The 15622-nt window shown below is 73.2% G+C and carries 14 protein-coding genes; 11 read left to right on the forward strand and 3 right to left on the reverse strand.

Features of this window, described 5'->3' with window-relative positions; all coding sequences use genetic code 11:
- The first annotated feature begins 250 nt into the window (after positions 1–250).
- The 3 genes from ACGF3I_RS16220 (at position 251) to ACGF3I_RS16230 (ending at position 2943) form a co-directional block, all read left to right on the forward strand.
- Complete coding sequence (locus ACGF3I_RS16220; protein WP_393132766.1) at positions 251–1531, forward strand: glycosyltransferase family 4 protein; 1281 nt, start codon at positions 251–253, stop codon at positions 1529–1531.
- Positions 1528–2355 carry a hypothetical protein gene (locus ACGF3I_RS16225; RefSeq protein ID WP_393132373.1) on the forward strand — a complete coding sequence of 276 codons (828 nt, stop codon included), beginning with the start codon at positions 1528–1530 and terminating at the stop codon, positions 2353–2355. Before ACGF3I_RS16220 ends, ACGF3I_RS16225 begins: the two co-directional genes overlap by 4 nt.
- Positions 2356–2727: 372 nt before the next feature.
- Positions 2728–2943 (forward strand): I78 family peptidase inhibitor, encoded by a 216-nt coding sequence (locus tag ACGF3I_RS16230; protein ID WP_393132375.1) that lies wholly within the window; start codon positions 2728–2730, stop codon positions 2941–2943.
- A gap of 103 nt (positions 2944–3046) precedes the next feature.
- On the opposite strand, the gene ACGF3I_RS16235 is transcribed toward ACGF3I_RS16230, so the two are convergent.
- Complete coding sequence (locus ACGF3I_RS16235; RefSeq protein WP_393132377.1) at positions 3047–4048, reverse strand: phosphatase PAP2 family protein; 1002 nt, start codon at positions 4046–4048, stop codon at positions 3047–3049.
- 500 nt (positions 4049–4548) lie between these two features.
- On the opposite strand from ACGF3I_RS16235, the gene ACGF3I_RS16240 reads away from it, so the two are divergent.
- Complete coding sequence (locus tag ACGF3I_RS16240; protein WP_393132379.1) at positions 4549–6231, forward strand: MFS transporter; 1683 nt, start codon at positions 4549–4551, stop codon at positions 6229–6231.
- Positions 6232–6318: 87 nt separating this feature from the next.
- A complete protein-coding gene (locus ACGF3I_RS16245) occupies positions 6319–7512 on the forward strand; it encodes an acyl-CoA dehydrogenase family protein (RefSeq protein WP_393132381.1) in 1194 nt (397 codons plus the stop codon).
- 173 nt (positions 7513–7685) lie between these two features.
- Here ACGF3I_RS16245 and ACGF3I_RS16250 read toward each other — a convergent pair whose 3' ends face one another.
- Positions 7686–8126, reverse strand: a complete 441-nt coding sequence (locus tag ACGF3I_RS16250) for a cell division protein SepF (RefSeq protein ID WP_393132383.1) — start codon at positions 8124–8126, stop codon at positions 7686–7688.
- A 408-nt stretch (positions 8127–8534) separates the two neighbouring features.
- Between ACGF3I_RS16250 and ACGF3I_RS16255 the strand changes: the two genes are divergently transcribed.
- From ACGF3I_RS16255 to ACGF3I_RS16265, 3 genes are all read left to right on the forward strand, one after another.
- Positions 8535–9329 (forward strand): DUF1684 domain-containing protein, encoded by a 795-nt coding sequence (locus ACGF3I_RS16255; RefSeq protein ID WP_393132385.1) that lies wholly within the window; start codon positions 8535–8537, stop codon positions 9327–9329.
- A gap of 196 nt (positions 9330–9525) precedes the next feature.
- A complete protein-coding gene (locus tag ACGF3I_RS16260; protein WP_393132387.1) occupies positions 9526–10431 on the forward strand; it encodes a S1 family peptidase in 906 nt (301 codons plus the stop codon).
- 188 nt (positions 10432–10619) lie between these two features.
- Entirely contained in the window at positions 10620–11099 is a 480-nt protein-coding gene (locus tag ACGF3I_RS16265; protein ID WP_393132389.1) for a hypothetical protein, read from the forward strand.
- Between the two features lie 10 nt (positions 11100–11109).
- Here the strand turns inward: ACGF3I_RS16265 and ACGF3I_RS16270 are convergent, their stop codons facing one another.
- A complete protein-coding gene (locus tag ACGF3I_RS16270; protein WP_393132768.1) occupies positions 11110–12006 on the reverse strand; it encodes a DUF4231 domain-containing protein in 897 nt (298 codons plus the stop codon).
- A 258-nt stretch (positions 12007–12264) separates the two neighbouring features.
- Here ACGF3I_RS16270 and ACGF3I_RS16275 point away from each other — a divergent pair, with 258 nt between their 5' ends.
- The 3 genes from ACGF3I_RS16275 to ACGF3I_RS16285 all read left to right on the forward strand — a co-directional run bounded on the left by ACGF3I_RS16275 (position 12265) and on the right by ACGF3I_RS16285 (position 15614).
- Positions 12265–12399: a hypothetical protein gene (locus ACGF3I_RS16275; RefSeq protein ID WP_393132391.1), complete on the forward strand. Its 135-nt coding sequence runs from the start codon at positions 12265–12267 to the stop codon at positions 12397–12399.
- Between the two features lie 139 nt (positions 12400–12538).
- Positions 12539–14719 carry a radical SAM/SPASM protein FxsBH, inactivated beta-hydroxylase extension form gene (gene fxsBH, locus ACGF3I_RS16280; protein WP_393132393.1) on the forward strand — a complete coding sequence of 727 codons (2181 nt, stop codon included), beginning with the start codon at positions 12539–12541 and terminating at the stop codon, positions 14717–14719.
- Positions 14700–15614: an aminoglycoside N(3)-acetyltransferase gene (locus ACGF3I_RS16285; protein WP_393132395.1), complete on the forward strand. Its 915-nt coding sequence runs from the start codon at positions 14700–14702 to the stop codon at positions 15612–15614. Before fxsBH ends, ACGF3I_RS16285 begins: the two co-directional genes overlap by 20 nt.
- Positions 15615–15622 lie beyond the last annotated feature (8 nt).

The raw sequence follows: 15622 nt of genomic DNA on the forward strand, positions 1-15622 counted from the left end.
CGGACCGCGTCGGCCGCGCGTCCGAGGTGAGGCCGGGCCCCGCGCGGTCCGCCGCCGAGCGCCCGGTCCGCCGTGGCGGGGCGGGCTCCGGGCGGGGCCCGGGGTGATCGGTCCCCCGGAACGGATCACCGGTACGCCCAGTAGAGTCGAATATTGATGGAAAGAGTTTCGGTCCTGACCATGCCCGACCGGTCGCATGATCACGCGCATGTTCGGCCGATCGACCGACCGACCAAGGGACGCGTGGCGCATGCACCTCTCCTTCCTGCTGCACAACGCGTACAGCCTGGGCGGCACCATACGATCGACCTTCAACCTCGCCGGTGAGCTGGCCCGGCGGCACGACGTCGAGATCGTCTCCGTCTTCCGCCACCACGACGAGCCCACCCTGCCCGCCCCCCGGGGCGTCCGTCTGCGGCACCTCGTGGACCTGCGCAAGGACAGCCCGGGCTACGACGGCGAGGACCCCGAGCACCGCAGGCCGGCCAAGGTCTTCCCGCGCGGTGACGGCCGCCACAGCCAGTACAGCCGCCTCACGGACGCCCGGATCGGCGCCCACCTGGCGCAGACCGGCGCCGACGTCGTCATCGGCACCCGGCCCGGCCTGAACGTGCACATCGCGCGCGGGGCCCGCCCCGGCGTCGTGCGCGTCGGCCAGGAACACCTCACCCTCACCGGGCACAGCTACCGGCTGCGCAGCGAGATAGCCCACAGCTATCCGCTGCTCGACGCCGTCACCACCGTCACCCGCGCCGACGCGGAGGCCTACCGCGCCCTGAACCTGCCCGGTGTCCGCGTCGACGCCGTGCCCAACTCCGTGCCCGCGCCCCGCCTCGCGCCCGCCTCCGGAGACAGCAGGCTGGTGGTGGCGGCCGGACGGCTCACCCCGGTCAAGCGGTACGACCTGCTGGTGCGGGCCTTCGCCCAGGTCGTCGCCGTACGCCCGGACTGGCGGCTGCGCATCCACGGCTCGGGCGACGCCTTCGGAAACGAACGCGAGTCGCTGCGCAACCTCATCGACGATCTCGGCCTCTACAACCATGTGTTCCTCATGGGCCTGTCCGGCGATCTCGACAGCGAGTGGGTCAAGGGTTCCCTCGCGGCCGTCACCTCGAGCCACGAGTCCTTCGGCATGACCATCGTCGAGGCGATGCGCTGCGGTCTGCCCGTGGTCTCCACCGACTGCCCGCAGGGACCGCGCGAGATCATCCACGACACGGTGGACGGCCGGCTGGTCGAGACCGGCAGCGCGGACGCGGTCGCGGCGGGCCTGCTCGAACTGATCCAGGACGACGCGCTGCGCCACCGCATGGCCCGGGCGGCCCTGGAGAACTCCCGGCGCTTCGACCCCGCCGCCATCGCCGGGCAGCACGAGGCGCTCTTCGCCGACCTGCACGCCCGCGGCGGCGGCAGCCGCTCCGCGGGGCCGCTGCGCCAGACGGTGCACCGCGCCCGCACCACCGCCCTCGACGGGGCGTACGCCCTGCGCCACAAGGCCGCCTCCGCGCTCCGGAAGGGGCAGACCGCATGACCACCACCGCCGAGTCACCGGACACCGGGAGCACGCCGGCCGTGCCGCGCGCCGACTGCATAGCCGACTCCGCGGGCGGCCTGACCTTCGACGTCACCGCGGCCGGTGGCCCGGGCGCCTCGCTCGTGCTGTCCCGGCGCGGCACCGCGGCCGGCGCCGATGTGCTGCTGCCCCTGACGCCCGCCGCGAAGGGCCTGCTGCGCGCGGTGCTGCCCAGCACCGTCGACCTCGCCGAAGGCGTGTGGGAGGCCCGGGTGCGCTTCGCCGAGGGCGACGAGCGGCGCCTGGAGCCGGGCGCCCGGGATCTGCGCGCCCTGGTGGACCGGGAGCCGGGGCCGGACGCCGACCGGGTCGCGGTCCGCATCCCCCACGCCGGCCGCTCCGGTGAGCTCGTCGTCCGCAGCTGGCTGCGCAGGCCGCACGCCGAGACCGGCACCATCGGCTTCGACGGCGGCGCGGTGACCGTCCGGGGCCGCCTGTACGGAACGGCGTTCGGACCGGACGCCGTCGTCGAGGCACGGCTGCGCGGCGCCGGCGGACGCACCCACCGGGTCCCGGCCGCGGCCGACGGCGAGCACTTCACGTTCACGCTGCCCTACGAGCCCCTCGCCGAGGGCCTCGACGCCAAGGAATGGCTCTGGGACCTGTGGCTGCTCGCCGGCTCCGGCGCGCCCGCCGTGCGCCTGGCCCGCCTTCTGGACGACGTCCCGCTGAAGCAGGCCATATTCGTCTACCCCGGCAGGCGGACCGGGCCCGGGGTGGTCCGCCCGTACTACACGGGCGCGAACGATCTGAGCGTGCGGGTCGACGCGGTACGGGACTGAGCGGGCCGCCACCGCATGCCCCGGACGCGCCCGTACGTAGGGATTGTGTAAGGGTGCGGTGAATTGCCAACGCCCTGTCAATTCCGTCCCGCGGGCCGCGACGTGGGAATTGCCCGGGTGTTCGGCGGGAAAAGGAAGCCTCTCCGGGAATTGTGTGCGGGTGGCTGGAACCCGCGTGTGCGATAACTGGGCAAGCGGTCAGGAACTGCCCGTACGAGTGACGGAGTTCGAGGCATACGCGAGTCCCGATCCTGTGACAGAAGTGTGACTGGTGGGGTACCCGGGGCGGACAACGGGCGGGTTCGGCCGGGGCGCGCGGGCCTGCGGGAGCCCCCGTTTCCGTCCGCGCGCCGCCCCGCCTACGGTGGACGCATGGCACCCATACCGTCCCACTCCGCCCATCCCGACGACGCCCCCGAGTCCTATGTCGGCCTCGGCGCCGAGGAGGCCGAGCGGCTCGCCTCCGCGCGCGGCTGGTCCACCGTCAGGTCGCTCCCGCCGGGCTCGGTCATCACCATGGAGTACCTGGCGGGGCGGCTGAACTTCGAGGTCGAGGACGGCACCGTACGCCGCTGCTGGCACGGCTGAGCCCCGCCCCCGCCCGCCCGACGGCCATCCACGGCCACGACGACGAAGGCCCCCGGCACAGTGCCGGGGGCCTTCGCGGTGCGTGCGGGCGGTGGCCGCGCCGTCAGCCGCCCAGGGGGCGGGCCGGGGCCGGCCGGGGCGGGCGCTCGGTGTGGGCGGAGCGGCGGGTGCCGGCCGGGACGGCGGCGGGCCGCTCCGGGCGGGCCGGCTGGTGGGGCCGGGCCGGCAGTGGTCGTCCGGCGCCGCGTCCGCTCGCCGCGCCGACCGGCTCGCGCACCGGGGCGTCGTCCTCGTCGTGGCCCCGCTGGGGGACCATCGCGGGCGCGACGGGGGCCGGCACCGGGGCCGGGACGCCCGCGCCGCGGGTCCGCCGGCGCTCGCGCACCTTCTCGCGGACGGCGAAGACGAAGGCCTCGGCCCGCGCGATCAGCGGCTCGAACCAGGGCAGCGCCAGCAGGATCAGCAGCCCGGCCGCCCAGCCGAGCAGCACATCGCTCACCCAGTGGGTGCCGAGGTACACGGTGGTCGCCCCGACGCCGAGGGCGACCATGGCCGAGATGACCGAGAGCCAGCGCCTGGCGCGCGGCGTGGTGGCGAGGTAGGCGAGGATGCCCCAGGTCACCACCGCGTTGGCGGTGTGCCCCGAGGGAAATATGTCACCGCCGGCGAACAGCTCGGCGGACCCTATCTGCGTGGCGTAGTGGGGGCCGAGGCGTCCGAGGCCCAGCTTGACCGAACCGACCGTCATGTTGAGCAGCAGAAGGGCCGCCCCGAGGGTCAGGAGCGGCCGCAGTGTGTGCTGGCGCCAGGAGCGCCAGCCGAGCCAGGCCATGACCATCACCGCGGTCGGACCGCGCTGGCCGAGGACCACGAAGTAGTCCAGGAAGGCGTGCAGCTGCGGCCACTGCTCGTACGGCCGGTACAGCATGACCTTCCAGTCCAGTTCGACGAGCCAGGAGGAGCCCAGCACGGCGACGACGATGGCGAGGTAGAACGCCATCGTCGCGCTGAAGAGGACCACGCGGTGGCGGCTCATCCGCGGGATCTCTATCTTCGGTGGCTCGGGCTCCCGGTCCAGGCGGGCGAAGATTCGGTCAGTACGCACTCAATCGACGTTACAGCGAGTGAGTGAGGGCCCAGGCCGATCCCGGGGCTTTGTGATGACCATGTGATGTGGAGTATGTCTCACGCCCGCCTTTATTCCCGGGCCCCGTCGAATACCCCGGGACCTCTTCCTCTATTCATTCGGAAGGTCACGGGAAGGCGCGTTTGTAACCGTCCGAATTCTGTTTGCCGGGCCGGTCCGCGCCATTCGTCGCGCGGTCACCGGGCCGGTACGGAGCGTAAAGGTCGCCCCAGGGCGCGCACCGGCGTGGCGCACACCACACCCCGGCCCCGCGCGGGGTGAGAGGTGGGCCACGCGCCCCCGGGGCGAACTCGCGTACGCTGACGAATCACTCGCCCGTCGATGCCGGGCCCCGGGGACATGGATCAGGGCTGATCCCTGGTCCGCCGGGCCTGCCGACCGCGACAGTGGTGACGGCACGGTCCGTTGCGGCCGCACCGTCCCGGACCCCTGGGTCCGCAGTACTGGGAGGTACGTACATGACAGGGACGACCATGACCGGGGCGCGACCGCGCGCCCACGCCGGCGGCGCCAACCGCTGGGTCGTCCTCGTCGTCCTGTGCGTGAGCCTGCTGTTCGTGGCGCTCGACGCCACCGTGCTGCACGTCGCGATCCCCTCGGTCACCGAGGACCTGCGGCCGGGCTCGGTGGAACTCCTGTGGATCGTGGACGCCTACCCGCTGGTCTGCGCCGCCCTCCTCATCCTCTTCGGCACCCTCGGCGACCGGGTGGGCCGGCGCAAGGTGCTGCTGCTGGGCTACGGCATCTTCGGCGCCGCCTCGGCGGTCGCCGCCCTCGCCGACTCGGCGCCGGTGCTCATCGCGGCCCGCGCGCTGCTCGGCATCGGCGGCGCGATGATCATGCCCGCCACGCTCTCCATCCTGCGCGTGGTCTTCCCCGACCGCCGCGAGCGGGCCACCGCCATCGGCATCTGGACCGCGGTCGCCGCGATCGGCGCCGCCACCGGGCCGGTGCTGGGCGGTTTCCTCGTCCAGCACTTCTGGTGGGGCTCGGTCTTCCTCATCAACATCCCGCTGATGGCGCTGATCCTGCCGCTCGGCCGCTGGATCCTGCCCGAGTCCAAGGGCAGTTCCGACGGCCCCTGGGACGTGCTCGGCGCGCTGATGGCGGCCGGCGGGATACTCGCGCTGGTCTACGGGGTGAAGCGGCTCGGCACCGGAGCCGGCCTCCTCGACGGCCGCACCCTCGCCGCGCTCTGCGTCGGCGCCGCCCTGCTGGTCCTCTTCGTCCGCAGGCAGCGCCGCCGCGCGCACCCCCTCATCGACATCACGATGTTCTCCCGGCCGGCCTTCGCCACCTCCGTCGGCTGCATCATCGTCGCCATGCTGGCGCTCGTCGGCCTCGAACTGATAGCGGTCCAGTACCTCCAGCTCGTCCTCGGGCTCTCCCCGCTCCAGACCGGGCTGCGGATGCTCCCGCTCACCTTCGCCGCGATGGCGGCCGGGGCGACCGGGTCGTACACGCTGCGCCGGCTCGGCCCGCGCCGGATGGTCTGTACCGGCTTCGTGCTGACCGCGGGCGCCGTGCTCCTGCTGGTCCTGATGGGCCAGACCGACTGGCCGTCGCTGATGATCGTCTCGTTCGTGATGCTCGGCTTCGGGCTCCAAACCACCCTGTTCGCCGCCTACGAATCGATGCTCAGCGAGGCACCGCCGGAGCGGGCCGGCGGCGCCGCCGCGATCGGCGAGACCTCCTACCAACTCGGCGCGGGCATGGGCATCGCGCTGCTCGGCAGCGTCATGAACGCCGCCTACGCGCCCGGTCTCTCCTCGGTCGACGGGGTTCCCGCCGGCGCCTCGGCCGCCGCGTCCAACTCGCTCGGCGAGGCCTACGACGTCGCCTCCCGGCTCGGCGGCCCGGCCGGCGCGGCCCTGCGCAGCGCGGCCCGCACCTCCTTCGTGCACGGCGTGCACATGACCCTGTTCGTGAGCGCCGCGCTGCTGCTGCTCGGCGCGGTGGCAGGACTGCGGCTGCCGCGGATCATGGACTGCTCGGTCGCGGCGCCGGAACGGGAGCCGGACCGCGAGCCGGAGACCCGCCGGGCCAAGGAGTGCGCGGTCAAGGAGTACAGCGCCAAGGTGCCCTCGCCCGCGCGGCCCGGCGATGTGGCGGCCGTGGACTCTGGACGCACGGGTCGCTGACCCGTAACGTCGGCGCTCAGACCTTAACTACCACTGCTAGTTTCAGTGTCACAGCCCTAGTTGAGCGAGAGCCGCGGAGGCACCCTCATGTCCGCTCCTTCCTCCAAGCTGCCCCCCTTCGATGCGGCCGACCCGCTCGGCATCGACGACCTGCTGAGCCCCGAGGACCTCGCGATCCGCGACACCGTCCGCACCTGGGCCGCCGACCGGGTCCTGCCGCACATCGCCGAGTGGTACGAGAACGGCGAGCTGCCCGGCATCCGTGAACTGGCCCGCGAACTCGGCTCGATCGGCGCGCTCGGCATGTCCCTGACCGGCTACGGCTGCGCGGGCGCCACCGCCGTCCAGTACGGCCTGGCCTGCCTGGAGCTGGAGGCGGCCGACTCGGGCATCCGCTCCCTGGTCTCGGTCCAGGGCTCGCTCGCCATGTACGCGATCTGGCGCTTCGGCTCGGAGGAGCAGAAGAAGCGCTGGCTGCCCGGGATGGCGGCGGGCGAGATCATCGGCTGCTTCGGCCTCACCGAACCCGACCACGGCTCCGACCCGGCCGGCATGCGCACCTACGCCAAGAAGGACGGCGGCGACTGGGTCCTCAGCGGCCGCAAGATGTGGATCACCAACGGTTCGGTGGCCGGTGTCGCCGTGGTCTGGGCCCAGACCGACGAGGGCATCCGCGGCTTCGCCGTGCCCACCGACAGCCCCGGCTTCTCGGCCCCCGAGATCAAGCACAAGTGGTCACTGCGCGCCAGCGTCACCAGTGAACTGGTCATGGACGAGGTGCGGCTGCCCGCCGACGCGGTGCTCCCCGGGGTCACCGGTCTCAAGGGCCCGCTCAGCTGCCTCTCGCACGCGCGCTACGGCATCGTGTGGGGCGCCATGGGCGCGGCCAGGGCCTCCTTCGAGGCGGCGCTCGACTACGCGAAAACCCGCGAGCAGTTCGGCAGGCCCATCGGCGGCTTCCAGCTCACCCAGGCCAAGCTCGCCGACATGGCCCTCGAACTGCACAAGGGGATCCTGCTCGCCCACCACCTGGGCCGCCGCATGGACGCGGGGCGGCTGCGTCCGGAGCAGGTCAGCTTCGGCAAGCTCAACAACGTGCGCGAGGCGATCGACATCTGCCGCACCGCCCGCACGATCCTCGGCGCCAACGGGATCTCGCTCGAGTACCCCGTGATGCGCCACGCCACCAACCTCGAATCCGTGCTCACCTACGAGGGCACGGTGGAGATGCACCAGCTCGTGCTGGGCAAGGCCCTCACCGGACTGGACGCGTTCCGCTAGGGCGTGCCGGCCCCGCGACCCGGGCAGGATCCGCAAGGCACGCCCCGGGGCCGGTCCGGCGGATCCGGTCGCCGCCGAGGCGGCTCGGCCCCGTGGTGCCGCGTCCCGGACCAGAGCCGCCGGACAGGCCCCGGTGACGGCCGGTCCGGCGAGCGGCTCCACCGGACGGCACGTCAGCTCTGGTTGAAGAAGCCGCCGGTCCGGCGGCCGGCGGCTTCGCCGCTGACGATCTGGGTGTCGGCGGGGGTGAGCAGGAAGACCCGCGTCGCCACGCGCTCGATGGAGCCGCGCAGCCCGAAGGTGAGACCGGCCGCGAAGTCGACCACGCGCTTGGCGTCGCCGGCGTCCATGGCGGTGAGGTTCACGATCACCGGCACGCCCTCGCGGAACAGTTCGCCGATGCCCCGTGCGTCCCGGAAGCCGTCGGGGGTGACGGTGGCGATCCGGCGGCCCTGCTCCTCGGCCGTCTCGGAGGCCACCCGCACCCGCGGGTCGGTCACCCAGGCCTCGCCGGGCTCGGCGGCACCGCCTTCGGTGTACTCGTCGTCGTAGTAGCGGTCGTCGTTGTCCTCGACAAGCCCCAGCCAGGCACTGGCCTTGCGCACCGATCCCATGGACGCCTCCTCTCACTCACTGCGGTCTGCTTCTCGGTTCTTCTTCTGTCCCGTATCCCTATGGTCGTCCATGATGCGGATACCGCGCCAAGTGGATAGTCGCCGCGCAGGTGATTCGTGACGGTACTGGCACAGACCATGTGGCGATTCGTCAGGAATCCTCTGGGATACGCCCGGTACAGGTACCCCGGCGTAACAAAATTATGAATGTCCCTCCACACGAGTGACACAGAGGTCGTACGGGTGAACGGCCGGCTCGACAGGGCGCCTGGCGCACTGAAGAGCGATGCGCCACGACGGCCTGGACCACCCGGTCCTGACGGAGGCTCAGCCACCGGCGCCCCGGCCGGGCACGGTCGCCCGTGGCCCGGTCGCGAGGGCCCGGCCGCGCGGGGAGAGGATGGGCGCATGAGCGCCTACGCCCCGAACGACCCCCCGGCCGACCACGAACTCGCCTGGAAGCGGTGGCGCGAACACCGCGCCGAGGCCGTCTCGGCGCCCTTCGGACCGCTCGCCCTGACCGCCACCCACTGGCTCGCCGACGGGGTGCCCGAGGAGTTCGGATCCTGGCGCGAGGAGGGCGACGAGGTGGTCGTGGCCGCCGGTCCCGGGCACCGACTCGCTCTGGACGGCGCGCCGTTCAGTGGCGAGGTGCGGCTCGGCCCGGACCCGGCGCCGGGCGGCTCCCGGCTCTCCCTCGGCGCCCGCCGCCTCGTGGTGCTGCGGCGCGAAGGACTGTGGGCGGTACGGGTGTGGGACCCCGGCGCCCCGGCCCGCACCGCGTTCGCGGGCATCGACGCCGCCCCGTACGACGAACGTTTCCGGCTGCCCGGCACCTTCCGGCCGTACGAGCGCCGCGAGGTGCGGGTGGCCAACGCGGACGGTGTGGAGCGCGGGCTCGCACTCGCCGGGGAGGTCGCCTTCACACTGGGCGGCCGGGACCACACCCTCCAGGTCTCGGTGGAGGCCGACGGTTCGCTGTGGGCCGTGTTCGCCGACGGCACCAGCGGGAAGTCCACTTTCCGGTTCCGCTTCCTGCGGCCCGCCGCGCCGGCCCCCGACGGCTCGGTGACCGTGGACCTCAACCGGGCGGAGCTGCCGCCCTGCGCCTTCGCGGAGCACTTCATCTGCCCCTTCCCGCCCGCGGGCAACACCCTCCCCATCGACGTCCCGGTGGGGGAGCGCACCATCCGCACCAGCTGACTCCTGCGTACACAGCCCCACGAGTTCCGGCCAGAACGCACCCTTGCGCGCCTCGCGGGCGCCCCCGAATACTCCTCCGCAGCGCTTGTCAGGAGCACGGCCGGGCGTCTCCTCGTGCTGCCCGTCCTCCTCCTCGGCTGCGCCTCACGGGGTCCCCCACCCAAGGACCCCTCGATTCCCCTCGGGAGGAAAAGAAGTGAGGATCAAGCGCACCACCCCCACACCCCCCGCCGGCTTCGCCAGACGCTTCCGGCCGGCCGCCGTCGCCATCGGTCTGGTCGCCGCGGCGGCCATCGCGGTCCCCACGGCCAGCGCCACCCCGGCGGTCACCTACGGCGCTTCGGCACTGAGCGCCGCAAGTGACGCCGTACGCACCGCGGACGTCGCCGGAACCGCCTGGAGCGTGGACAGCGCCACCGGCCGGGTCGTCGTCACCGCGGACTCGACCGTCTCGGCCGCGGACCTCGCCCATATCAGACGCGAGGCCGGAGCCAACGCGGGCGCGATACGCGTCGAGCGCACCCCCGGCAAGTTCACCAAGCTGCTCTCCGGCGGCGACGCCATCTACACCACCAGCTGGCGCTGCTCCCTCGGCTTCAACGTCAAGAAGGGCTCCACGTACTACTTCCTGACGGCCGGTCACTGCACGGAGGGCTACCCGAACTACTACACCAACTCCTCCCACTCGACGAGCATCGGCCCGACGGTCGGCACCAGCTTCCCGGGCAACGACTACGGCCTCGTGCAGTACACCAACACCTCGCTCGCGCACCCGAGCGCGGTCGGCAGCCAGCACATCTCCAGCGCCGCCAACCCGACCGTCGGCCAGACGGTCACCCGGCGGGGCTCGACCACCGGCATCCACAGCGGCAAGGTCACCGCGCTCAACCAGACGGTCAACTACGGGAACGGTGACATCGTCTCCGGCCTGATCAAGACCACCGTGTGCGCTGAGCCGGGCGACTCCGGCGGCCCGCTCTACGCCGGGTCGACCGCCCTCGGCCTCACCTCGGGCGGCAGCGGCAACTGCTCCTCCGGCGGCACGACGTTCTTCCAGCCGGTCGTCGAGGCCATGAACGCCTATGGCGTGAGCCTGTTCTGACGGTTCGTCACTTCTGACGTCCCGCCGCTTCCGTCACGTACCGCCCAGCACGCTGGCGAGCCCCCGTCCGGGAACGACCGGGCGGGGGCTTCGGGCTGGACGTGTTGCGCGGTTTTGAGAGGATGTGCAGGGGCAGGACGCATACGGGTCATGCGGTGACCGGCGCCGGACACACGGGGTGAGACGCATTGAAGCGCATCGGAGTGACCGGCCACCGGAACATCCCGCCCGACGCCCTGGAGGAGATCCGCGACCGCCTGCGGGCGCTGCTCCGCGGCCACGAGGGCTCCCTGGAGGCCCTCTCCAGCCTGGCCACCGGGGCCGACCAGCTCTTCGCCGCCATCGCCCTGGAGTGCGGCGCCGCCCTCACCGTGGTCATCCCGAGCGGCGACTACGAGGCGGGCTTCGCCGACGCCGCCGAACTGGCCCGCTACCGGGGCCTCAAACGCCGGGCCAGCCAGGAGGTCGCGCTCGGCTATCCGCACTCCACGGACGAGGCCTACTACGCGGCCGGCGCCTACATCGCCGACAACTGCGACCGGCTCGTCGCCGTGTGGGACGGCCTGCCGGCCCGCGGCCTCGGCGGCACCGGCGACATCGTGCAGTACGCCCGCGGCCTTGGCCGCCCGGTCACCGTGGTGTGGCGCGAGGGCAGCCGGCGGGCATGACTGTTTCGCGTCAACTCCGCAGCCGCGCCAGCCAGTCGGTGTGCTGCGGCGAGACGACGCGCTCGGTCTCGTAGACGGCCTGCGGCCACTGCCGTTCCGTCACCGTGTTCTCCATGGCCACGTGCATCTCCATCAGGTCCTGCTCCACCAGCGCGTGGGCCGTTATCAGCGGCTGGTGGCGGCGGATCTCGCTCCACGCCAGACAGGCCGCGGCCGAGGCCGAGAGCAGACCCGCCATGTTTACGTCCCCGGCGGCCGAGAAGGTTTGGAGCGTGGCGAAAAGGAGGGCGAGGAGGGTGAGCACCGTGATCGCCGTCGACCACAGCCTCGTGGCGCGCCGCGAGGTCTCCTGGCGCCGGCGGTACCAGTTGCGCTGCTCGATGAGCCGGTCGCGCACGTACGTCTCCTTGCGTACGGTGAACGACTTGGCCCGTAACTCCCGCATGCTCGGCGTGACGAGGCCCCCGGAGGCGAGTTCGCCCTCCTCGCGGGGATCGCGCCAGCCGACCTTCTTCAGCTCGCGCAGGCCCTCCTCGACCCGGGCGACGAACAGGCCCTCCGGGTCGGGGGCGCCCTGGTCGAAGGGGGCACCGTGCACGGCGTAGCGCCAGCACATCGATTTGATGAACTCGGCCGCGGATCGGTTGAGTTGCCAGTGCGAGGCGGCATGGCGCCGCGCCGCACCGACGCCGGCCAGCAGCACGCCGGCGTAGGCGAGTGCGCTCAGCGCGCTCAGCAGCTGGAAGTCGGCGCCGACGCGCACCCGCGGCAGCGTCGCCGCGAGGGCGCCGACGACCAGGAGCGAGAGCTGGGTGCGGGTCAGCTTGACCGCGGACTGCTGCCGGCCGATCGCCAGTGTGTCCGCGTGATGGAAGAGGCCCGGCAGATCCGCGTTCCGGAAGACCATGCTCTGCGGTGGGCCGGGAATCGCCGTCACATGCACCCCCGTCTGCGGTTTTACCCTCATTCTTTCTCCGGGACGCACGTCGTGCGCTGCTTTTGCGCACTCCGTCCCTCGATGGGGATGAGAGTAAAGTCGTCCTGCCGACACTGCAATGGTGCATGTGCCGGTGCCACTGTCCACGTGCGGTTATCACTCACCCCAGGGACGAACGTGAAAACCTCCGTAAACGCAGTCTCATTCACCGCAGCGAACCAGGCCCGGGTGCCCTTGGCCGAACTGGCCGAACGGGCCGCCAAGGCCGACGACCCGGCCGTCGAAAGGAGGATCGCCAGGGTGGCCACCACCTCCGGCGGCCGTCGGACGTTGACGGTCTCCTCCTTCAACTCCGCGCTCTGACAGGCGAGTTGGGCCACCGCCTCGCCGGGTGCGCCCGGCGGGGCACGGGTGAGGGGTGGGCCGCGCGGGGCCCTTCGGGCAGGCGTGGCAGAACTCCCGTTCCGGGCGCCCCCATTCCCGTTCTCGCTAAACTGGAGGAATGACAGGACCCCTGGTCCCATTCCGCGAGATCGTCCTGAAAGTGCACAGCAGATGCGATCTCGCCTGTGATCACTGCTATGTGTACGAAGCCGCAGACCAGACCTGGCGCGACCAGCCCCGGGCGATCTCGGACCAGGTCATTTCCCGTACCGCGCGGCGGCTTGCCGAGCACGCCGGAAAACACCGGCTCCCCTCGGTGACGGTGATCCTGCACGGCGGCGAGCCCCTGCTGGCCGGCCCCGCCCGGCTGCGCCGGGTCTGCGAAGAGCTGACCGCCGCGCTCGCCCCGGTCACCGATCTCGATCTGCGCGTCCACACCAACGGGGTGCTCCTCGGACCGCGCTACCTCGACCTGTTCGAGGAGTTCGGTGTGCGGGTCGGCATCTCGCTCGACGGCGACCGCGCCGCCAACGACCGCCACCGGCGCTTCGCGGACGGCCGCAGCAGCCACCCCCAGGTCCTGGCCGCCGTCGCCCTGCTCCAACAGCCGCGCTACCGGCCGCTGTTCCTCGGTCTGCTGTGCACCGTCGACCTCGCCAACGACCCGGTCGCCGTGCACGACGCCCTCACCGCCCTCGACCCGCCGCGCATCGACTACCTGCTGCCGCACGCCACCTGGCAGACCCCGCCCCCGCGGCCCGGCGGCGCGGCCACGCCCTACGCCGACTGGCTGCTCGCCGTCTTCGACCGCTGGGACGCGCAGGGCCGTACCGTCCCCGTGCGGCTCTTCGAGTCGGTGCTCTCCACCCTCGGCGGCGGACCGAGCCTCACCGAGTCCCTCGGCCTGGCGCCCGCCGACATCGTGGTGGTGGAGACCGACGGTTCCCTGGAACAGGTCGACTCCCTGAAGTCGGCCTACGAGGGCGCGGCCGGCACCGGATTCTCCGTGTTCCGGGACGACTTCGACGCGGTCGCCGCCCACCCCGGCGTACGGGCCCGCCAGAGCGGCCTCGACGGCGTGGGCGACCAGTGCCGCGGCTGCCCCGTCGTCCGCTCCTGCGGAGGCGGCCACTACACCCACCGCTACCGGGCGGGCCACGGCTTCGCCAACCCGTCGGTCTACTGCCCCGACCTGCTGGCCCTGATCCACGGCATCGAAGCCCGCACCCCGGCCCCCGACCTTCCCGACCTCGCCCAACTCAGCAGCTCCGCAAGGGACTTGAACCGCCTGCTGCTCGTCCGGCTGCACACCGCGCTCGGCGGCCGGGCCGGCCCGCGCTGGGCGCGGATCTGGGAGCTCACCACCGCTCTGGACGGCGCCGGGCTCGACACGGCCCTGTCCGGCCCGTACGCCCGCACCTGGCTGCTCGACACCCTGGAGGCGCTGGAGGCGGGCCGGCCGGACGCGGTGGCGCGGGCCGCGCGCCTCGCCGCGTACACCGTCACCGCCGCCGTGCGCGACGGGGCCGAGCTGACCCTGCCCGTCCCCTGGTCGGACGGCAGGCTCCAGCTGCCGGCCCTGGGCGAGCTGCGACTGCCGGGCCCCCGCGCCGCGGGCGTGGCCGAAGTAGCCGTCGCCGAGGGGGCGTTCACCGTGCGGGCCGCCGGCGCCGAGCACCGCGTCGCCCACCCCGCCCTGCCCGGGCCCACCTGGCGCCCCCTCGGCCGGGCGGGCGGCCTCGCCCTGGACGACCTCGACCCGTACCGCGACTGCTTCGGCGTTCCGCTCGCGCCCGCGCTCGGTGCCCACGAGGCGGCCCGGTGGGGGAGCCGGGTGGCGGCGGCGCTGGCCCGCCTCGGCCCCGCCCTCGTGCCCGGCGCCCTCACCACCGTGACCCCGCTGGCGGGCGACGGCCCCGCGGTGGTCGGGCGGCACGGGTTCGGCGCGCTCGGCCTGCCGCTGGGCCTGGTCGGCGACGCGCTGGAGGCGGCCCTGGTGCGCGGCGGGCGCGCGGCCCGACTGCGCGCCCTCCTCGACGTCGAGGACCTGTACGCCATGGACGGCGCCTGGCAACATCCTTCGCCCTGGGGGCCGTTGCCGGTCTCCCGGCTGCTCTCCGAGACCTGCGAGGGCATCGCGCTCGCCTCCTTCGACCGGGATCCGGGGGCGCTGCCGGGGCTCGGCCGGGCCCTGGACGCCCTGGAGCGGGCGCCCGAACTCACCGTCACGGGACGGCGTCTGGTCCAGAGCCTGCGCCAGGAGTGGGAAGAGGTACCGCGTGCCGGAGCACATCGCTGAGCCGCACATCGTGCCGGGGCACATCGCCGAGCCGCACCGCGTGCCCGAGCACACCGCCGAGCCGCCGGGCGAACCGGCCGGGGCGACGCCCGCCGAGGAGGGAGCGGCCGAGGAGACACCCGCCGGGGGAGAGCCGGGCCGGGCGGAGGTGGCCGCCCAGTTGCGCGCCCTCGGGGTGCGCGAGGGCGGGGCCCTGCTCGTGCATGCCTCGCTGCGCGGCAGCGGGCCGCGCAGCGCCGTGCTCCTCGACGCCCTGCGCACCGCGCTCGGGCCCGCGGGGACCCTGGTGGTCCCCGCGTTCACCCCGGAGAACTCCGACACCTCACCGGCCCATCTGGCCCTGCTGCGCGAGGCCCCCGACCCGGCGGCGTTCCTGGCCGCCATGCCGCCCTTCGACCCGGCGCACACCCCCTCGCCGGGCACCGGCCGCCTCGCCGAACGCGTCAGGACCGCGCCCGGCGCCGTCCGCAGCGACCACCCCCAGACCTCCTTCGCGGCGCTCGGCGCGCGGGCCGCCGAGTTCATGGCGGGCCACGCCCGCGACTGCCACTTCGGACCCGAGTCCCCGGTGGCCAAACTCGTCGCGGCCGACGCACAGGTCCTGCTCGTCAACGTCGGCTTCGCGGTCTGCTCCGCCTTCCACCACGCCGAGTACCTGGTGCCCGGCCACCCCAGGCGGCGCTACCGGGCGGTGGTCAGGGACGAGGGGGGCGCGGCACGCTGGTTCACGTACGAGGACGCCGTGCTCGACGACGGCGACTTCGCCCGCCTCGGCGCCGACTTCCCGCCGGAGCACCTGCGCGCCGGCCCCCTCGGCCGCGGTGCGGCCCTGCTGTTCCCGATCCGCGCGGCCGTCGGGCACGCGGTCGACTGGATGGTCCGCAACCGGCCCTGACCGGTCGC

The organism is Streptomyces sp. NPDC048111 (genome assembly GCF_043202815.1).
Taxonomy (GTDB): Bacteria; Actinomycetota; Actinomycetes; order Streptomycetales; family Streptomycetaceae; genus Streptomyces.